Raw genomic sequence first — 20,762 nt, 5'->3', positions numbered from 1 at the left:
CTAAACCCACACTGTGGGTTTAGCTTTTTAAACTCACAGTAGCCGCACTTTGATTGCTGCGATATTGTTTAGGCGTACAACCTTGATAGTTTTTAAAGTGGCTGTAAAAGGTTGAAACCGAGTTAAAACCAGCCTCAAAGCCAACTTCAGTCGCTGATAAATGGGCTTTATTAGGATCTTCTAAGATGCGAATAGCGGCTTCTATTCGCTGCTTATTAATAAAATCGTAAAACGATAACCCTGCATGACCGTTAATGGTTTCGGATACATGACTCACTGAGACATCTAAACGCTTAGCTAAATCACTCACCTTTAAACCCGCCTCTAAGTATGGCTGTTCAGTCACCATCAATTGCTGCAGTTGCTGCCAAAGTGAAGCAGCATCTACTTCAGTTAAGCTGCTTGTTTGGTACTTTTTATTGCTGCTCGATACGCTTTCTACTGGCTGGTTTCGAGGCTCTTCATTATCTTCAGCGTGGATTGTTACTTGTCTCACCCCGTAATGAGCAATTAGAACGGTTGTCACCAGCATCGCAAGTTCATGCATATGACCACTATTAAATTCATTTCCTAAGAACTGACCAGCTTCAAATAGAATAGCCAATAGAGTACCGATTATATAGCACCAGCAAATCATGGTGACCCAGCGTAAATTGATCTCTTCGATATTAGAAAAACGTCTTTTAATTTGCACTTGGTAAGATTTAAGAATCCCAATGATGATAAAGCCATAAGCTAAATTGCTGACCCAAGCAGCCACCTTATGAAGGTAACGATTTTGTCGATACACATCGCATAACTCATTACTAAAACAAGGTAAAGCCAAACTGTGATTAAGCTCAACGGGCATTTGCCAATGCCAAATGAGTGTAAAAATGAGTACCGGACTCAAATTCCATAAGTGTGTCGCTTGAAGAGTGAAATTAGGCCTTGTTTGAAACAACACATAAAAATACAGCAAAGGACCCGTCAGCATTTGAATACTGACGAGGTAATACACTTGCCCTCTGAGGGCTGGTATCTCAGCTTGCATGATGACAGCTAAAGCCAACATTGAAATCAATAAACTAACCAAGGCCATGGTATTTTTTGCCCCCGCAGAGCCGGGCCCTGCACGCCACAAAAAAAACGACAAACCAAAGCTAAAACACATACATGCGCCGATAAAAAGAGAGAACGGCTGAATTGTCAAAGGGCTAGATAAAAACGCATTTAATGCCATAGTGATACACTTTTATTATTCTTTTTATTTTAATCTCACAGCTGCCAAAGCAGCTAAATACGGGCTTTTTAATATTCCGAATTTGCAAATTAGTAAAAACTTTAAAACTAATTTCTCTTATTTTGCAAAGCCGGAAGCACTAACAAAACTTATCGCTTAAAAGATTAACTTACCAGAAAAAAATAATAATTAATTGCTTCAAAAGGAGAGCTTGGTGGGTCATTTTCAAAAGCACAAACTGGCAAAAACAATAACCAGTTTATTAACCTTGTTGCCTATCGTGAGCCTAGCAGCTGAAACTCAAGATACCGCACAACAAGAACAATTAGCACTCGAAAAAATCATTGTGACAGCGCAAAAGCGCGGTGAAAACTTGCAAGAAGTGCCGCTGGCAATATCTGTGCTTGGCAGCAAGCAAATGGACCGCGGAAATATTCAAAATATTCAAGATATTCAGCAGTCTGTTCCTAACTTGAGCATGGTCACCACTTCACCATTTACAACCACCATCAACATGCGTGGTATTCCATCAAGCCCTAATGGCGTATTTAACTCGGGAACCAGCCCAGGCATGGGCATGTATGTCGATGGTGTGGTCTATTCACGAGCAACAGGATTCAACCAAGAGCTCAGTAATATTGAGCGAGTAGAAGTTTTGCGTGGCCCACAAGGCACTTTATTTGGTCAAAATACCAATTTAGGGGTTATTAATATCACAACCAAAAAGCCTTCAGATATGGTTGAAGGTAAAGTAAAAGTCGACTTAGGCAATTATGGTCTTCGTAAAACCAACCTGTATTTAACAGGGCCTCTGATCGAAGACGTTCTCGCCGCGAGTATTTCTTTGTTTGATGTTTCTCGAGACGGTTATGTTGAAAATAGTGCCGACGGCAGCGAATTTTCAACACAGGACCGTCATGGTGGTCGCGCGCAAGTTCGTTACACACCAACAGATAAACTAACCCTTGATATCAGCGCTGAATACTTAAAAGACAAGAGTATTCCTCTTGCGAATAAACTCACTGACTATGAATTAGGTCTTGGGTATTTAGGTCTTTACCCAAGTGGCATGACACCAGAAGATTTTATTACCGATGATATTCATGAAGTGTTTGTAAACCCTGAGCGCTACTTTGTAAGCCGCGAAAACTGGGGGTTAGATACAACGCTCAGTTACCAATTTGATTCTGGGTTTGAGTTTAAATCCATCACAGCTAAAAAGGTGTACGACTCAACCATTGGTACAGACATGGACTCAACTCCCGTTGATATCGTATTCAGTACCGAAACCGAAAATAACGAACAATTCACGCAAGAGTTTCAGATTTTATCGCCAACGGATCAGTCATTACGCTATGTAGCTGGTTTTTTCTATTTAAATAATGAGGCTGTAAATGACCAAAACTTTTTAAGTGGTACTGGGATATATGGCATTCCAACAGGTTTACCAGAGCCGTACCCACAGAGCCTTAACTTACAACCGGGTAGCGGCCCTATCAATGGCGGCACATTACAAACCAAAAGCAGCGCCATTTTTGCAAATGTTAATTATGATTTCACTCAAGCAATTAACGGCTTTTTAGGTTTACGATACTCAGATGTAGAAAAACAAATGAGCTTTTCTCAACGCGGCTGGGAAACGTCTTTGCCGGGCGTGTACTTGCTCAATTACATTGATATTCCAGCCACAAATCAGACTCTTAAAGATGACTTTTTATCATGGACTGTCGGCTTAAATGGCACAATAAACGACAACAACCACGTTTACGGTAAAGTATCGAAAGGCTATAAAGAAGGGGGTTATAGCTTCCGTCCACAATCTCTACAATCAATTGGTGGCGACCCTTTAAACCCACAGATGAGTTTTGACCGTGAAGCCGTTGTCAGTTACGAATTAGGCCTTAAAAGTGATTTATTTGATCACCGCATGCGTCTAAATATGGCTGCTTTTTACTTAGACTACTCAGATATTCAAACCCGCGTTATTGACGATAATGGCACCAACAGAGTCGTTAATGGCCCATCGGCAACCAGTCAAGGTATTGAGGCTGAATTAAGCTACCGAGTAACGAAGCAATTAGCTGTGAATGCGGCTATTGGCTATGCTGATGCAACCTTTGATGAATTTGAAAACTGCCATGCCATTGACGACTGTACCGGTAACCAACTTCCGGGAGCCGCAAAATGGACGAAAAGCGTCAGCCTAAACTATGAAACCACACTCACTGAAAATTGGGATCTGTTTGCTGGGGTTGATTATTCGTACCGTGGTAAAGTTCAAAGCGATGCGCGTAACTTATCAGCCACCGAACTTGGTACCAGTAACCTAGTGAATAGCCAGATAGGCATTGTTTCTACAGATGGCACATGGGAAGTCATGCTGTGGACTAAAAACCTGCTCGATGAAGAAATTGAAGTTAGTAAAGCAGATAAAGCAACGTCTGAACTGAGTTTCAGTGATGTCATGTATGCTTCCCCAAGAACATACGGCGTTTCATTCACTTATAACTTTTTTTAAACACTAGAAAGCCGGCTAATTAGCCGGCTTTATTATCATTCAATGATTAATAAATTAAAGCGTATGGCGCAATATTTTCCCAGCGCTTTTACCTGTCATGCCATCCGGTGATTTAATGACTTGGCCATTAATAATGACGAATTCAACTCCTTCTGCGTACTGATGTGGTGCGCTAAACGTTGATTTATCAGCAACCGTCGCAGGGTCGAGTATAACAATATCAGCAGCATAGCCTTTTGCTATCACTCCTCGGTCAGTGAGGCCCATTCTTGCTGCGGGTAAACTGGTCATTTTACGTATTGCATCAGGTAACGAAATCACCCCTTGTTCACGAACATAATGACCTAATACTCTGGGGAAGGTGCCGTATCCTCTTGGATGGGGGTTGCCTTTACCAAGTTCTGAACCACCCGCATCGGTGGCGATTGCAGTAATTGGGTAAGCCATAATGTACTTAACATCATCTTCATTAATAGCGTGGAAGATCCCCTGAGCACCGCCATTTGCTTGAATTTCCATGGCAAGTTCAGCAGCTTCATCAATACTTTGCGCTCGCCCTTCACGTTTTAATACTTCAGCAAAGGTTAGCCCATCCCATGCAGGGTTTGCCGCATAATGCGCTATTTGCAGCCTTGCGGGGTCACCACCGCCTCTGTCTTCACGGATATTTTTGATCAAACCTTGTTTTATTTTTTGCCTTAACTCTGGATCGTGTAGACGCTTTTCAACCTCAGCTTGGCCACCAGCCAATGACCATGCAGGAAATAAAATAGCAAATCGCGTAGAAGAAGCCGTGTAAGGATACTGATCGAGGGTGACATCTAAACCCGCTTTACGAGCATCACGGATCATCTGAATAGTGTGCTTACTCTCACCCCAATTTGGATGACCAATCAGCTTATGATGAGAAATATGCACAGGAATGCCGGTCTCTTTTGCAACATCGATCACTTCATTCATCGCCGTAACAATCTCTGCGCCTTCATCGCGCATATGAGAGGCAAAAAACCCATGCTGCGCATGAGCGGTTTCGGCAAGCACCTTTACCTCAGCAAAGTTTGAGTACACACCTGGAACATATTTAAGCCCAGTCGATAAACCGAACGCCCCCTGCTGCATCGCTTTATCGACCAGTGCTTGCATTGCTTTTAGCTCATCAGCAGTGGCAAGTCGTTGCTCTTCACCCATAACAGCCTTACGAACATCATTATGGCCAATTAATAAGGCTAAGTTAGGCCCTAGAGGTGAATGCTCGGTTTGCGCAAAAAATTGTTTAAAGTCGACAGGAGAGAAACCACAGTTACCGCCCAAAATAGTGGTGATACCCTGCTGCACTAAATTATCGAGCCGAGGCAGCTCTGCAATTGAACGCTCAGCATGGGAATGTAAATCGATAAAGCCCGGCGCTACAACCTTGCCATTGGCATCTATAACTTGGTGAGCTTTGTAAGCCGCCATATCACCAATTTTAGTGATCTTGCCGCTTTCAATACCAACATCTGCGCGAACCGCTTTGCCACCACGACCATCGAGCAACATCGCGTTTTTGATGATGAGATCAAAAGATTGCCCATAAGTAATCCCCGAGCTGAGCACTAATACAGACAATCCTATAGAGGTTAAAACACTGCGCTTTTTCATTGTTATTATCCTTAGCCTGAGTGTTTAACCATCCTAATAAATTGCAATACAAATTGCATCAATGAACAGTAATTAAGCAAATTACAGGCACAAAAAAGCCGGCTAATTAGCCGGCTCTCGATACTTTAACTTACTCAACCGTTACCGATTTTGCTAGGTTTCGAGGTTGGTCTACGTCGGTGCCTTTAATAACCGCAACATAGTATGAAAGCAGCTGTAGCGGAATTGTATATACAACCGGAGCAATCACGTCATCCACATGGTTTACGTTGATTACACGCATTGTTTCGTCAGATTCAAACGCTGAGTCTTTGTCTGCGAATACATAGATAATACCGCCACGGGCACGTACTTCTTCTACGTTTGATTTAAGCTTTTCAAGTAACTCGTTGTTTGGTGCTACAACAATGATTGGCATGTCTGCATCAATCAACGCAAGAGGACCATGCTTAAGCTCACCCGCTGCATATGCTTCGGCGTGAATGTATGAAATCTCTTTCAGCTTAAGCGCACCTTCCATCGCGATTGGGTATTGTGAACCACGACCTAAGAATAGTGAGTGGTGCTTATCAGCAAACTCTTCAGCTAAATCTTCAATGCCCTCTGCAAGCAGTAGTGCTTCTTCTAACTTGTTAGGAAGTGTTTTGATTGCATTCACAATCGCACTTTGATCTAGGCCTTTTTCTTGGGCAATAGATGCCGTAAGCATTAATAAGCCAACAAGCTGTGTGGTGAAGGCTTTAGTTGATGCAACACCAATTTCAGCACCCGCTTTAGTCATAAAGGCTAAATCAGATTCACGTACTAATGATGAACCCGGCACGTTACAAATGGTCATTGACGCCATGTAACCTTGCTGTTTTGCAAGACGCAGTGCAGCAAGCGTATCAGCTGTTTCACCAGACTGTGAAATGGTCACAAGTAAGCTATTTTCATGTACAAATGATTCGCGGTAACGGAACTCAGAAGCAATCTCAACGTTACAGCTCACACCAGCAAACTGTTCAAGCCAGTAACGAGCAACCATACCTGAGTGGTATGAAGTACCACAGGCAATAATTTGCACGTGTTTTACGTCTTTAAAGATTTGCTGAGCGCTTTCGCCAAAGGCATCGATCGCGACAGTGTCATTAATTAGGCGGCCATCAAGGGTGTTACGTACAGCAAGTGGCTGCTCGTAAATTTCTTTCAGCATGTAGTGACGATATTCGCCTTTACCTGATGCATCTTGCGTAATGTTTGATTCAATCACTTCGCGCTCAACTGCATCACCATTTGCATCAAAGATTTCTACACTGTCACGGGTAATACGAGCAACATCACCTTCTTCAAGGTAAATAAAGGTACGTGTAACAGGTAATAGAGCAAGTTGGTCAGAGGCAATAAAGTTTTCGCCAAGACCTAAACCAATCACCAGTGGGCTACCTGAGCGCGCTACGATGATTTCGTTGTCGTTCGCTTTATCAAATACAACCGTACCAAATGCACCTTCAAACTGCTTCACAGCAGCCTGTACTGCAGCTAAAAGCGTATCGTGTTGTTGGCGAAGTTGGTGAATAAGGTGCACCATAACTTCAGTGTCTGTTTCTGATAAAAACTCATAACCGTCGCCTTTAAGCGCATCGCGTAGGCTGGCATGGTTTTCGATAATACCGTTATGAACGAGGGCAATTTCGCTGTTCGAAATATGAGGGTGTGCATTCGCTTCGGTTACACTACCATGGGTAGCCCAACGAGTATGTGCAATACCAGTAGTGCCTTTAACAGCAGCTTCATTCAGTGCCGCTTCAAGGTTAGCAACCTTACCCACTGCTTTTACAGTGTTAAGCTCAGTACCTTTAAGTAAAGCCACACCTGCCGAATCATAACCACGGTATTCAAGGCGTTTTAGGCCTTCAACAAGAATTTTATTTACTGGGCGTTCTGCAACAGCCCCAACGATTCCACACATAATCTCTCCTTTTGCACATGCCAAAGTGTTTTACTTTGGGCGAGATGTGTTGTCATAAAATGATGCGTAATAAGGTGTTGTCGGTCTTATTACGGGTTATTCAATTTCTGCACAGATCAGCTGTACACCACATGCTGTTATCGCCTCGCGCTTATCTGCGCTTAGGTTGTTGTCTGTGATAACTGTGGTTACACGCTGCCAAGGCAGTTCTAAATTCGGTATTCTTCGGCCAATTTTTTCTGACTCAACCAGCACCACTACCTCTCGGGCAGCTTCAGCCATCACCTGGCTAAGCCCAACTAATTCATTGAAGGTTGTAGTACCTCTATCAATATCAATGCCATCGGCACCAATAAAAAGTTGGTCAAAGTCGTAAGAGCGTAGAACATTCTCAGCAACTTGGCCCTGAAACGATTCTGAGTGTGGATCCCAAGTTCCGCCGGTCATCAAAAGTGTTGGCTCATTTTCTAATGAAAGCAGTCGGTTAGCGACATTAATAGCATTTGTCATCACCACTAAACCGCGCTTACTTGCAAGCTCAGGGATCATCGCCGCTGTAGTTCGGCCGCTATCAATGATGATGCGGTTATGATCTTTAATAAGCTTTGCAGCCGCCTGTGCGATTGCCATTTTGCGAAGCGAGTCGCTTTTCTCGTTGCTATTTGCAACGATTTCTTGCGGCAAGGCAATAGCACCACCATAACGGCGTAGCAACAAGCCACTTTTTTCAAGGGCTGTCAGATCTTTACGTATCGTCACTTCAGAAGTTTGAAACTGCTCTGCTAACGCTTCAACAGCAACTTCACCAAGTTCATTCACTTGGCTTAAGATAGTATGGCGACGTTGTTGAGTGTTTCGTTTTGTCATAAAGTGAACCACATAAGTTTCGTTTCGAAAGTTTTGAGATTTTAAACGAAACAATATAAATGGCAAGTGAATGATCGTTAACCTACACAGCTTTATTTTGATCTTCATCACCAACACGCTAAGCTATTGGCAAATATAACCATGAAAATGCCCCATGAAAGAGTTTAATAGCCTCGACAAGTCCTTACTCGAACAACGAAAAAATACCCATGAAATTTGCCGTTTATTTGCCAAAAGCCCGAGTAAAGGCAATTTAAAACGACTAAAAGGCATGTTTGCTCACTGTGGCGAACAGGTTGTTATTGAAGCGGGTTTTCATTGTGATTATGGCAGTGGTATTAAAATAGGTGATCGAACCTTCATAAATATTAACTCTACTATGCTCGATGCACCGCTAACTGATGCGCAAATTACGATAGGCGATGACTGCTTAATAGGCCCTAATGTGCAAATACTCGCGGTATCGCATGCAGTAAACCCAACCGAACGTTTAGCAAAAGCTAATTTTGCAGCGCCGATTAGCATCGGCAACAATGTATGGATTGGTGCAGGCGCGATTATACTTGCGGGTATTAAAGTTGCTGATAATGCCGTGATTGGCGCAGGGGCTATAGTTACCAAAGATGTCGCGGCAAATACTCTAGTAGCAGGTAACCCTGCGGTGAAAGTCAAAGACCTTTAACTCTCATACCGACGCGCTAAAGCACGTCCTACGTAGGTTGTCATTTATGGCGACACAGAATACATATTTACGCGCTAAAGCACGTCCTACGTAGGTCGTCATTTATGGCGACAAAGAATACATATTAACGCGCTAAAGCACGTCCTACGTAGGTTGTCATTTATGGCGACAAAGAATACTTACTAACGCGCTAAAGCACGCCCTAAGTAGGTCGTCATTTATGGCGACAAAGAATACATACCCGCGCGCTAAAGCACGCCCTAAGTAGGTCGTCATTTATGGCGACAATCAATCACAAGAAAACAGAATTCCAATATGGATAACTACCTAAATTATCAACTAGTTTTTTTCGCAAAGGGTTTGCTGCGATATATCTGGCTACAGCTATTCTACTTTCTTCTTCACGTAGTGCATGGTCATAGTAAGCAGGTTGCCATACCGTTTGAGAAAAACAACGTATATTGTTTATCTCTCTAGCAGAAAGACCTTTTAGATGACCAACTGTTTTACCCAAGCTACTATCGCTAAGCCTTAATAAACCATGAAAATGATCGGGCATAAGCACCCAAGTTAACCAGCAACATTGATGTATTAATTCATTTATTTCAATACACCTACAAAATACTTTTGCTAAGTTATGATCACTGAACAGTGCTTTTCTGTTATGGCAGTTGAACGTTATGAAATATTCACCTGATTGAATTGAAACTCGTCCTTTCTTTAAATGGCTCCAGCTCATGAAAAATCCTTTTCATAAAATTGTAGAACATTAAATATAGTAGATTAACGCACTAAAGCACGCCCTACCGTAGGTCGTCATTTATGGCGACAAAGAATACATATTAACGCGCTAAAGCACGTCCTACCGTAGGTTGTCATTCATGGCGACTCATTTAAAAGTAGAAAGCCCAGCTGTATTGCTGGGCTTATAGTTGGGAATTAGTTAACTGTTATTCATATCGTAAGATAAGTGATGGTCTGGTGCTTGCGGCCTTAAAGGCTAAACTTGCAACAGTAACCCAGGTAATGGCGGCCACCGCGACAGCGGCAACTAAATACACCCATACTGCTTGTTCAATGCGGTCATTAAAGTTTGCTAACCAATCACCTACCAAGAAGTAAGTCACTGGATACGCAATAGCAATACTCACCCCCACCAGCACTAAGAACTCTTTAGCAATGATATTTACGATACTGATGCGTGATGCACCTAGCACTTTTCGAACGGCCACTTCTTTTTGACGACGCACTGTTGCAAACGAAGCCAAACCAAAGGTACCTAAACAAGTTAAGAACACAGCAAGACCGGTAAAGATTAAAACTACATTCGAAATTCGCTCATCACCTTTTAACAGAGTTTTGTAGTTGTCTGCGAGTAAGTTAATTTTTGGCTCATAGATATTGGCTGAGCTTGCTAATACTTCTGCGATCTGAGCTTTAATATAAGGCAAGTTTTGCTGATCAATCGTTAAAATTAATTCTGATACAGGTGATAAAAAGTTAAAGCCACATAAAAACATAATATTTGAGTTGGCATCTTTAGCATTACCTACCTTTACATCTTCAACCACACCCACAACACGCATATCTACGCCGCGACCTGAGTCTTTAATTACCTTACCGATAATGTCACTCATGTTAGTGTAACCCGCTTGCCTTGCAACAGATTCAGTCACAATGGTGCCCGTACTTGTTACTCCATTTGCACGGCTTGCCCAATCACCAGCAAATTCACGACTAAAGTCACGACCAGCAACCAGTTTTAATCCAAGTGTTTTTACAACATCGTAGCTTGCGCCAACAACAGGCGTTAAGCTGCCAGACGCTTCACCATTTGGCCACGTTGGCATAAGTGTATTATTGATTGAAACGGTTAAACGGGTATCAATGACTGTTGTTTGTTGTACGCCTTGAATTGCACTGATACGGTTAACTAAAGCATTTTTTTCTTTTGTGAATACTTCGCCTACTGGTAGCTCTGAAATAACCAATCTTTGTGTTGTTTCATAGCCTAAAGGTAAGCTTTGTAAGTAAGTTAATTGCTTTAACAAGGTAATAGAGGCAATGATTAAACCTATTGCTAGTGAGGCCTGTAAGGTTAGTAAGCTCTTACGAACCCATATTGCAGTATTACCACGCTGTAAGTCACCACTTAAAACGCGTTTTGCACTGAATGACGAAATAAAGAATGCAGGATAAAGCCCAGCTAATATGCCCACAGCAATTGCGACCACAATAATGGCAATGCCAAATTCAGAGGCATAATTCACGACCAATTCGCGGTCTACTAGTTGGTTAAAGCTTGGTAAAAATAGCTCCACTAAAGCACATGCAATCACCATTGAAAGCATTGATACCAACACAGATTCAGATAAAAACTGCGTTACTAATTGGCCTTTACTTGCGCCAAGCGCTTTGCGCACACCCACTTCTTTTGCACGTTTAGTCGATTGAGCGACGGTCATATTAATAAAGTTAAAACCTGCAATAAGAATAAGTAACACGCTTAAACCAACACAGATCATCACCACTTGTTTAGCACCACCCGCTTTCATCTCAAACGGTGATTTAGCCGTTAGGTGCAAATCAAGTAATGGATGCAGCTCTAAACTAACTTGCTCCAACATAGAACCGCTAAAAAAGCGCTCTGTTAAGGTTTTAGCTAATGCATCTGTATCGGTGCCCTCAGCTACACGCATATAAACATAACTACTGTTGATATCTATTTCGCTTGGATCATGCTTAACATAAACAAGGTTTTTAAAGGCAAAGTGGGTGTTGTCTGTTAAGTCTGCAAACACGGCACGCACTGTATACTGTCCTTGTTCATGTGTAAGTGTTTCACCAACTACATCGGTGCGACCAAAAATGCGCAGTGCTTCTGATTCACTTAAAGCGAGGCTATCTGGTGTACTCATTGCTGTTTTTAAGTCACCCGCAATCGTCTTCATAGCAATAAAGTTTTCAATATTTGCTGTTGCACCATATAAGGCATTTAACTTATAGCCTTGGTTGCGGTAACTCACATCCACCATGGCTTCACGGGTCAGCTCGACCATAGTTAATCCGAACACTTCTTCAACTTGGCTGTAATCTTCAGCCTGCTTTGACTGCACATAATTAAAAATAGGCACCACAGCTAAACCAAGTTTTGAGAAGTCTTGGCCAACGCGATAAACACGCTCCGCATGAGGCTGTTGGCTATCGTACGAAAGCTCATTTTTTGCAAACAAAGCAACTAGAATTGCCGCAGCTAAGCCCACACTTAAACCCAGAACATTTAAAATAAAGTGCTGCTTTTGGTTTTTAAACGCACGCAGCGCGGTGATCAAATAACTTAAAATCATGTTATGCCACCTCTGCTGTTTGTTGAACACGGTTAGCTTTATCTACCATCACTTGGCCATCAAGTAAGCGCACTAAACGGTCAGCATAGTTGCCTTCTTTTTCTGAGTGGGTAACCACAATTACCGTGGTACCTTCACGATTTAGCTCACGCAGCATCGCCATGACTTCATCACCATTTTTTGAATCAAGGTTACCCGTAGGCTCATCCGCTAAGATTAGCTTTGGATTAATCACCAGTGCTCTGGCTACTGCTACACGTTGCTGCTGACCGCCTGATAGCTGCTGCGGTAAGTGATCTGCTCTATGGTCGATTGCAACACGTTTTAAAATTTCTTCTACTCGCTGCTTACGTTCACTCTTTGAGATATTTTGATACTGTAATGGCAGCTCAACGTTTTCAAATACTGTTAATTCATCAATTAAGTTAAAGCTTTGGAAAACAAATCCAATTGACGCTTTTCTAAGTGTTGCTAATTGCTTTTCACCAAACCCTGCGATGTCTTCACCTAAAAATTCAAAACTGCCTGCCGATGGCGAATCCAACATACCTAAAATAGAGAGTAATGTTGATTTACCACAGCCAGATGGCCCCATAATGGCAAGAAACTCGCCTTCGTTTACATGTAAGTTAATGTTATTAAGCGCTGTTGTTTCAACATCTTGAGTACGGAACACGCGTGATAAGTTAGTTAATTTAATCATTGTTTTTATCCTTAAAATTGTAGTTGTTGTGCTTTATCAAAGTTGCTGTAGCTAGAGGTGATCACGCGATCTCCGGCGCTTAGGCCACTTAACACTTCATAATAGTTTTGATTCTTTTTGCCAAGACGAATGTCTTTTCGTACTGCACGATTGCCATCTTTTTCCATGACATAAACCCAGTTACCTCCTGAGCTGGTAAAAAATGCGCCGCGTTCAAGTAATAAAGCAGTGCCTTTGCTATCACCTAGCATCAGCTGCACATCAAGGCTTTGCCCACGTTTTATATTGCTCGTGCCATTGGGTAAATCGACTTCAACCTGAAACTGTGATTGCTGAACACGACTATCAATTTTGCTAACTGTTGCCGCAATTTCGCCTTGCTCGTGTTCAATAAGCACTTGCATACCTGTTTGAACTTGGCTCAGGTAAAACTCATCTAGTCTCACAACTAGCTTGTATTCATTAGGAATATCAATCTGCCCTAGGCGAGCACCACGGCCTTTTGATTCACCAATTTCAACATCAAGTTCACTTAAATAACCATCAGCAGGTGCTGTTACGAGTAGGTTTTCAAGGTTCTTACGCGCAAACTGAAGGTTTTTCTCTAACATGTCGGCACTGTCTTTTAACTGGGCTACTTGAACTTCACGAATGCTGTTTTCTTGCTTTTGACGCTCAAGGGTTAGTTCTTTACGCGCTTTGTAATACGCTAAGTCTTCTTGAATTTCAGATAATTGCTCTTGTGCTAACACACCCGTTTTCACTAGAGGCTGAGTTTGTTTTAAGCGACGCGATAAATGCGTAATTTTAAGATCGATTTCAAGCAAATCACGGCGTAAGTTTAAACGGCTGGTTTCCATATTCATTTGCGTGTTACGTAAAAAGTTAAGCTGCTCAGTCACCTGTGCTTCACGGCTCATTACATCAAGCTGCAAGTTAGTATTGCTTAAACGCACAAGTGGTTGGCCTTTTTTAACAAACTCACCTTGCTCAACAAGTCGCTCTTCGACTTGGCCTCCGGCAATGGTGTCTAGGTAAATTGTAGTGCGAGGCATAACCTGACCACGAAGACTTAAAGCATCAACAAATTCACCTTGTTGTACTGTGCTAATCGTTAAGCTTGTCGCGGTTACTTGCTGACTACGACCTGTTTGCTCAGTTTGCGTGAAACCATAAGCTGCTGCCGCAACAGCTAAACATGCAGCTGCTATTACTGATTTCTTAAAAAATGCTTTGTTATTTGAGCGTGTAATTTTCTTATCCATGTTGACGCCTTTAAGTTATCTAGGTGCTAATTACCTATAGATAAAACAACTCTTGTGCCAACTTTTATTTTTATTAAATTACAATAACTTATATAAAAATCAAAATGAGTGCATATAATCAAGTGTCCGCTTATAGAACACTTCAAAACCCATACATCGTCCATAAATGGACACTGTTACTATTTTCAATTAGTCTTAGTGTTCCCATAAAGGAATAATAATAAATAGCTATGAAACAAGCAGGATCAATTCTTATCGTCGATGATAACCCCGACGTACTTATCGCCGCACGATTACTTTTAAAGCAGCATTATCAGGTTGTAAAAACCACAGATAACCCCTTTGATATCGAAGGTATCATTAACGCACAGCATGAGGCGGATCAGGCCATAGATGTTGTGTTACTCGATATGAACTTCACGCAAGACTCAATTAGTGGCAAAGAAGGATTCTACTGGCTAAAAAAGATCATGAGCCAAGACGCTAACATTGCGGTACTGCTTATGACGGCCTACAGCGATATTCAGCTAGCTGTCGAAGCAATTAAAGCTGGTGCCTCTGACTTTATTGCCAAACCTTGGCAAAATGAGCAATTACTCGGTGCTGTTGCAGCGGCATTTTCACACGCTAAAGACAAGCAGCAAGTTGGTAAGCTCACAAAACAAAAGCAGGCCTTGCAGCAGTCAATCGGCAATCAACCATTTGAGTTTTTAGGCCAAAGTGATGCCATGCAGCAGGTTTTTTCGGTTATCGACAAAGCAGCCAACACAGATGCCAACATATTGATTAGTGGCGAAAGTGGCACAGGTAAAGAACTCACTGCCCATGCAATCCACAATGCAAGCCAGCGCCAAAGCCAACCCTTCATAAGCCTAGACATGGGCTCACTAGCCGAAAGCCTGTTTGAAAGCGAACTATTTGGCCATAAAAAAGGTGCGTTTACCGGTGCCAAAGAAGATCGCATTGGCCGATTTGAGCTGGCCCATGGTGGTAGTTTATTTTTAGACGAGCTAGGTAATTTACCGCTTAACCAACAAGTTAAACTGCTCGCAGCACTACAAAACAGGCAAATAACACCGGTTGGTGGTTCAAAAGTCATCGATATTAATATTCGTTTGATCTGTGCAACGAATGAAAACCTCGAACAAGCTGTTACTGAAGGCAAATTTAGGCAAGACTTACTGTACCGTGTTAATACCGTAGAGATCCGTTTGCCAGCTCTGCGCGAGCGCAGTGAAGACATTCCATTACTGTGTAACTACTACTTGCAGCACTTTGCACATAAATACAAACGTGAGCTCTCGATTGCGGCATCTGATATGACACGTTTAAGCCAGTATCATTGGCCAGGCAATGTCCGTGAACTTGCCCATGCAATTGAGCGAGCAGTCATCCTCTCAGAAGGCTCAGAGCTCGATATAAGCTCAGTGATAAGCTCACCAAGTGCTGCTGTTAGTACAAGTGAGCTCCCTACAAGCGCCACTGACTACGACACTTTTGATCTTGAAATCATCGAGCAGAGAACCGTTCGTGCAGCTTTAAAGCATTTTCAAGGGAACGTGAGTCATGCAGCTAAAGCCCTCGGCCTAACACGCGGAGCCATGTATCGTCGTTTAGAAAAATACGGACTTTAATCGATGCGAAATTTTATTAGCTTAGCCTGCCTATTAGCTGCACTAATTGGTTTATCAATAGCTTTGTTTTGGCAAGTAGAGCAAAGCGGGTTTTCTGCAATTTCGGCACTTTTAGTTATTTTAAATTTGGTATGTGCCGCGCAAATTTTTAATTTATTTAAACGCCAAACAAGGCGTGCAGATATGGTGTTTCGCGCTTTAGCGAATGGAGACAGCACATTAGGCTTTGGCGACCAACACCCTATGCAGCAGCAATTTGAGCAGGTTAAACAACAAATTCAGGCTGCGCGTTTTAATGCAGAGCAACAAGCCCAGTTCTTACAAGCGCTATTAATTCATATCGATTTAGCAGTATTAGTATGTGACGAACAAGGCACTATTATTGAAAGCAATCCGGCGGTCAGCCGTTTACTTGGACAAGCTGTAAAGCACATCGATGATTTAGGTGTAATAGCCAACCTAGTCCAAGACGCAAAGCAAAATAGCCGTAATACCGTGCCATGGCAAAATGGTGAGCAGCACGATACGTTATCTGTGCAAATCAGTATTGCCGAAATTCAAGGTAAAGTTCGTAAAGTGATCAGTTTGCAATCGATTCATGATCAGCTGCAATTAAAAGAGCAACAAGCTTATAAGCGCCTCACCAAAGTACTAACCCATGAAATTGCTAATTCGATTACGCCACTTTCTTCTTTAGCACAAACTTGTACGGCACTGCTGCCAACTGAGCTTAGTTTTGATGATCAGGAAGATAAACAAGACTTGCAACTCGCCCTAACAACACTCGCATCACGAACCGAGCATTTAGGAGAGTTTATAGCGCAATTTAAAAAGGTTAGTAGCTTACCCGCCCCACACTTACAACCACATATTCTGGCCGATCTTGCCAAGCAAGTTGTTGCTTTGCACTCACAACAGGCTAAGCAGCTTAATATTACGTTGAATTTGTCGGTGCAAAGCCAACAGTTAGTAATGATAGATAGAGGCCAAGTTGAACAAGTAATAATAAACCTGCTTACAAATGCCCTTGATGTCCTTAAGCAGTTAAATAGTCCAGAGTCAGCAAAGTGCATTGAGGTAAGCATTGCACAAAATGCTAATCAGCAACTGTATTTAGAGGTCAGCGACAATGGTACAGGTATCAGCGATCATGTGATCGAGATGATTTTTGTGCCATTTTTTACTACCAAGCAACAAGGTTCAGGAATAGGCTTAAGTTTATCGCGCCAGATCATGCTCAATCATGGCGGCGATCTGGTTTATATCAAACGCCAGCAAGGAGCCTGCTTTCGCTGCGTGTTCGGTTAACTTACATAGTTAGAACACTTACTTACAATTTGCTAAGGCGCTGTTTGGTATCATGTACCCATTAACGTTTAATGGACTAACCAATATGCGATACCTCGCCTTAGCAGTGCTTTCTTCACTTGCCTTTATTCCTACAAAAAGCTTTGCTGGTATTTATGACAGCCCAGATATGAACCTGTTTGTTAAATCAGAGCATAATAGTACTGATTCAATCACCTCAGCCGGCATCGAAGTTATGGCTAAAAATAACTACAGTAATTTCGGCGCAGCATTTACAACGGCACTAGGCTCAGCAGAAGTATTTACTAAAAAAGGTGATCGGGAGACATTTCTCACCTTAGATAGCGGCATCAAATTTGGCTATTTCAGTGACTTTTTTGTCTATGGCGAAGTGGGCTTAGATTTAATTGAGCTTGCCGTATACGACGACCGAGATGACCACGACTACAGCGACCGCTATGATGACGACCACAATAATATTGATGGCTATGTCGGTGTGGGTATGGGCGTGGACTCAAAGCCATTCAGAATAGAGATCTATGCCAGAGCCCGAGAAATAGACAGCCGCTATTGGGAAGCACAAAACCATGGTTATGCTGGGTTACAAGTTAGTATTTCGTTTTAATTTCAATTGGGTGAGTAAGTTAGCGAGCTGTTAATCTAATGGTCATTTTTAGCTCACCCTATGTTAAGCTTAGGCGCTTTAGTTTACCCGCACCTAAGTTAACGGAGTATTTTAATACGTGTTTTTAAATCGATTTTTAGGCCTTGTTGTTGTTTCTTTTATTGTAACAGGCTGTCAGACTGCCCCTGAGTCACTTCCCGAAAAGAAGCCCATCATCAAAGCCAATCCAGGCACTGTGGTTGCAGAAGCTAAAACAGCACAAGTAGACGCGGTGACACCGCTCAAACCAAGTGAACTTGATGACGTATGGCAGCGTATTCGCATTCAACTACAGTTTAGCGATTCAAGTCACCCAGATGTGCAAAAGCGCATTGCTTGGTACCTTACTCATCCAAATTACATGGAAGAAATAAGCCGCCGTGCAGAGCCGTATTTGTATCATATCGTTACAGAAGTAGAAAACCGTGACTTACCAATAGAACTCGCTCTAATGCCGCTTATAGAGAGCGATTTTGATGCCAGTGCCTATTCGCACAAACATGCATCGGGTTTATGGCAACTCACCCCCTCAATCGCCAAATACTTTAAAGTAAAAATTACCCCTTGGTATGATGGTCGCCAAGATGTGATCGACAGCACCCGCGCAGCTTTGGATTTTATGGAATACCTTTATAAACGATTTGATGGCGATTGGTATCATGCTATTGCTGCCTACAATATTGGTGAAGGGCGTGTATTACAGGCAATTGCTCGTAATAAAAAACAAGGTAAGTCGACGGACTTCTTTAGCTTAAAGCTACCATCGCAAACCAAACAATACGTGCCTAAGTTACTGGCCGCAGCACAATTATTAAAACACCAAAAAATGATATTCCCTGCCATTAAGAATGAGCAGGCTATTGCGACCTTACCAGTAACTGGTGCAGTGATCTTGGCAGACAAAGCGAAATGGCAAGAGCTTGAAGAGCTGAACCATGGCGTTATCCGATATCCCGCGGTGATTGATGCGCCACATATTGTGGTCCCAAAAGATCAGCAGGCAAGTTATCAAACTCTATTAGCTAACCAAAAAAGCAATGATTATAGCCAGTGGCAACATTACACAGTAAAGCGCGGTGATAGCTTAAGTGTAATTGCAAAGAACTATAAAGTAACAGTTAGCCAGCTGAAAACCTTCAATAACCTAAAAACAAACACCATTCGTATTGGTCAAAAACTGATATTACCGCAATTGGCTGATCAACAAATCGAGTATAAGGTGAAATCTGGCGATAGCCTTTGGAAGATAGCAAAGCAATACAAAGTCAGTATCACTAAACTCAAACAATGGAATAACCTTTCAAGAGATAGCTTAAGAGTGGGTGAAAAGCTCACCGTATTTATCTCAAATAGTTAATACCAAATCAGGGAGTTTTACTCCCTGTCTCTTTTATCTATCCAATTAAAGTTGTATCTTTATTAGTCTATAAAAACAACAATTAATAATTATGGATAATCAGCAACAGGACGTAAGCTGTTCAACCGTTAAATCAGAGCAAGACTCTAACGTTGAAGAGCAAACAAAGACCACCCAGCAAAACACTCAACCAGCCAGCAACCAGCGCAAGGCATGGTTTACCAACGAGCGGCTAAACCTATTTCTCGCACTCTGCGCCATTATAATTTCAGCAGCCTCCTTTTATGCCACTTACTTGCAAGCCAACGCCGCAGAACGACAAGTAAAAGCCGCAACCTGGCCATGGCTCGAAGTGATGACAGGAAATTTTAATGAAGAAAAAAATCAATCTGAAATCACCTTTGTACTCACTAATTCAGGCTCAGGACCTGCGATAGTAAAGTATGTGAAGTATCATTATAACGACCAATCATATTTAGATATCTATAAAGTAATTTCTGCATGCTGTTTTGATACACAAGCATATGAAACACAGCTACAAACTCTGCAAGATGATTCTCCCGACATAAATATTTTCGAAGCATTTGGCTGGATTATGACGAGTGCCAGTGATAACCGGTTACTGGCATCTGGCAGCAAACTTAAACTTTTTGGTTTCAAGCGAACGGGATTTAATGAAACTCAATGGGACAAAGTAAACAAGCAACGTAATAGCATCAAAACCGAGATCTGCTATTGCTCTTTACTAGAACAATGCTATTTAAGCGATGGCCGCGGTGATGTGAAAGAAATACAGCAGTGTGAGTGAGTTGCATGAGTAAAGTTTGGAAATATTGCGTAGGTTGGGTAGAGCGAAGCGAAACCCAACACAGGGCGATCAGCTTTCAGCCGTCAGCGATCAGCCGCGCGGTGGGGTTGTAATGTGCTGCGTCTCCCTCTGCCGGAAGTTCTAGGTTCTAGGTTCTAGGTTCTAGGTTCTAGGTTTTAGGCTCTAGGCTCTAGGCTCTAGGCTCTAGCTCTAGGCTCTAGCTCTAGGCTCTAGGCTCTAGGCTCTAGGCAAATTGTACTTGTAGGAATGGCTTTAGCCATGAATGTTTTGCTTTATTAATTCGGCACTGAAGTGCCTCCTACGGGGTTTTGTTGCTGAGGGTGACTCAGTTACCTAACAACCCCACAGCTCAACTGACCTCTAATATCTGACGTCTGATATCTCTTGTCTATTCGGCACTGAAGTGCCTCCTACGGGGTTTGTTGCTGAGGGTGACTCTGTATTAAACAAACCAACAGTTCAACTTTACCCTTGCTAACTAACAACTCGCTAACTAACAACTCGCTAACTATTTAGCCATGAATGTGTTTGTTCTGGTCTGAATTCGGCACTGAAGTGCCTCCTACGGGGTTTGTTGCTGAGGGTGACTCTGTACTAAACAAACCAACAGTTCAACTTTACCCTTGCTAACTAGCCACTCGCTAACTCATGTTGGGTTTCGCTGCGCTCTACCCAACCTACCTTGAGAATGAATAGGGCACGTTGATGGACAGCTACAAACGCAAAAAAGCCCGACTCTTTCGAATCGGGCTTTCTTTAATTTGGAGCCTGGCG

The 20,762-nt window shown here is 42.4% G+C and carries 15 protein-coding genes; 7 read left to right on the top strand and 8 right to left on the bottom strand.

Translation table 11 applies throughout. From position 1 onward, the window contains the following. Window positions 1-19: 19 nt before the first annotated feature. Entirely contained in the window at window positions 20-1,222 is a 1,203-nt protein-coding gene (locus tag NH153_RS02905; protein ID WP_063700782.1) for a helix-turn-helix domain-containing protein, read from the bottom strand. Between the two features lie 214 nt (window positions 1,223-1,436). Between NH153_RS02905 and NH153_RS02900 the strand changes: the two genes are divergently transcribed. Continuing rightward, window positions 1,437-3,740, top strand: a complete 2,304-nt coding sequence (locus tag NH153_RS02900) for a TonB-dependent receptor (protein WP_063700780.1) — start codon at window positions 1,437-1,439, stop codon at window positions 3,738-3,740. Between the two features lie 54 nt (window positions 3,741-3,794). On the opposite strand, the gene NH153_RS02895 is transcribed toward NH153_RS02900, so the two are convergent. The 3 genes from NH153_RS02895 to NH153_RS02885 all read right to left on the bottom strand — a co-directional run bounded on the left by NH153_RS02895 (window position 3,795) and on the right by NH153_RS02885 (window position 8,199). Further along, window positions 3,795-5,381 (bottom strand): N-acyl-D-amino-acid deacylase family protein, encoded by a 1,587-nt coding sequence (locus tag NH153_RS02895; RefSeq protein WP_063700778.1) that lies wholly within the window; start codon window positions 5,379-5,381, stop codon window positions 3,795-3,797. Between the two features lie 130 nt (window positions 5,382-5,511). Then, window positions 5,512-7,332 (bottom strand): glutamine--fructose-6-phosphate transaminase (isomerizing), encoded by a 1,821-nt coding sequence (gene glmS, locus NH153_RS02890; RefSeq protein WP_063700777.1) that lies wholly within the window; start codon window positions 7,330-7,332, stop codon window positions 5,512-5,514. Between the two features lie 96 nt (window positions 7,333-7,428). Then, window positions 7,429-8,199, bottom strand: coding sequence for a DeoR/GlpR family DNA-binding transcription regulator (locus NH153_RS02885; RefSeq protein ID WP_054552250.1), 771 nt, complete (start codon window positions 8,197-8,199; stop codon window positions 7,429-7,431). A 154-nt stretch (window positions 8,200-8,353) separates the two neighbouring features. On the opposite strand from NH153_RS02885, the gene NH153_RS02880 reads away from it, so the two are divergent. Next, window positions 8,354-8,881 carry a sugar O-acetyltransferase gene (locus NH153_RS02880; protein ID WP_063700775.1) on the top strand — a complete coding sequence of 176 codons (528 nt, stop codon included), beginning with the start codon at window positions 8,354-8,356 and terminating at the stop codon, window positions 8,879-8,881. 292 nt (window positions 8,882-9,173) lie between these two features. Here NH153_RS02880 and NH153_RS02875 read toward each other — a convergent pair whose 3' ends face one another. The 4 genes from NH153_RS02875 to NH153_RS02860 form a co-directional block, all read right to left on the bottom strand. Then, window positions 9,174-9,620 (bottom strand): REP-associated tyrosine transposase, encoded by a 447-nt coding sequence (locus NH153_RS02875; RefSeq protein ID WP_063700773.1) that lies wholly within the window; start codon window positions 9,618-9,620, stop codon window positions 9,174-9,176. Window positions 9,621-9,831: 211 nt separating this feature from the next. Then, the gene (locus NH153_RS02870; protein WP_063700771.1) at window positions 9,832-12,228 is read right to left on the bottom strand and encodes an ABC transporter permease; all 2,397 of its coding nucleotides are present in this window, start codon (window positions 12,226-12,228) and stop codon (window positions 9,832-9,834) included. 1 nt (window position 12,229) lies between these two features. Continuing rightward, window positions 12,230-12,931: an ABC transporter ATP-binding protein gene (locus NH153_RS02865; protein WP_063700769.1), complete on the bottom strand. Its 702-nt coding sequence runs from the start codon at window positions 12,929-12,931 to the stop codon at window positions 12,230-12,232. 11 nt (window positions 12,932-12,942) lie between these two features. Further along, window positions 12,943-14,196 (bottom strand): efflux RND transporter periplasmic adaptor subunit, encoded by a 1,254-nt coding sequence (locus tag NH153_RS02860; protein WP_054552245.1) that lies wholly within the window; start codon window positions 14,194-14,196, stop codon window positions 12,943-12,945. 230 nt (window positions 14,197-14,426) lie between these two features. Between NH153_RS02860 and NH153_RS02855 the strand changes: the two genes are divergently transcribed. From NH153_RS02855 to NH153_RS02835, 5 genes are all read left to right on the top strand, one after another. After that, complete coding sequence (locus NH153_RS02855) at window positions 14,427-15,830, top strand: sigma-54-dependent transcriptional regulator (RefSeq protein ID WP_063700767.1); 1,404 nt, start codon at window positions 14,427-14,429, stop codon at window positions 15,828-15,830. Window positions 15,831-15,833: 3 nt separating this feature from the next. Continuing rightward, a complete protein-coding gene (locus tag NH153_RS02850; RefSeq protein WP_063700766.1) occupies window positions 15,834-17,138 on the top strand; it encodes a sensor histidine kinase in 1,305 nt (434 codons plus the stop codon). Between the two features lie 85 nt (window positions 17,139-17,223). Continuing rightward, window positions 17,224-17,763: a hypothetical protein gene (locus NH153_RS02845; RefSeq protein WP_082873983.1), complete on the top strand. Its 540-nt coding sequence runs from the start codon at window positions 17,224-17,226 to the stop codon at window positions 17,761-17,763. A 118-nt stretch (window positions 17,764-17,881) separates the two neighbouring features. Next, window positions 17,882-19,159 (top strand): LysM peptidoglycan-binding domain-containing protein, encoded by a 1,278-nt coding sequence (locus NH153_RS02840; RefSeq protein ID WP_062566387.1) that lies wholly within the window; start codon window positions 17,882-17,884, stop codon window positions 19,157-19,159. Window positions 19,160-19,250: 91 nt separating this feature from the next. Further along, on the top strand, window positions 19,251-19,967 hold the full coding sequence (locus NH153_RS02835) for a hypothetical protein (RefSeq protein WP_063700764.1): 717 nt from the start codon (window positions 19,251-19,253) through the stop codon (window positions 19,965-19,967). The last annotated feature ends 795 nt before the right edge of the window (window positions 19,968-20,762 follow it).

The organism is Pseudoalteromonas gelatinilytica (assembly GCF_001641615.1).
Lineage (GTDB): Bacteria > Pseudomonadota > Gammaproteobacteria > Enterobacterales > Alteromonadaceae > Pseudoalteromonas > Pseudoalteromonas gelatinilytica.
This window is presented reverse-complemented; position numbering and strand designations above follow the sequence as displayed.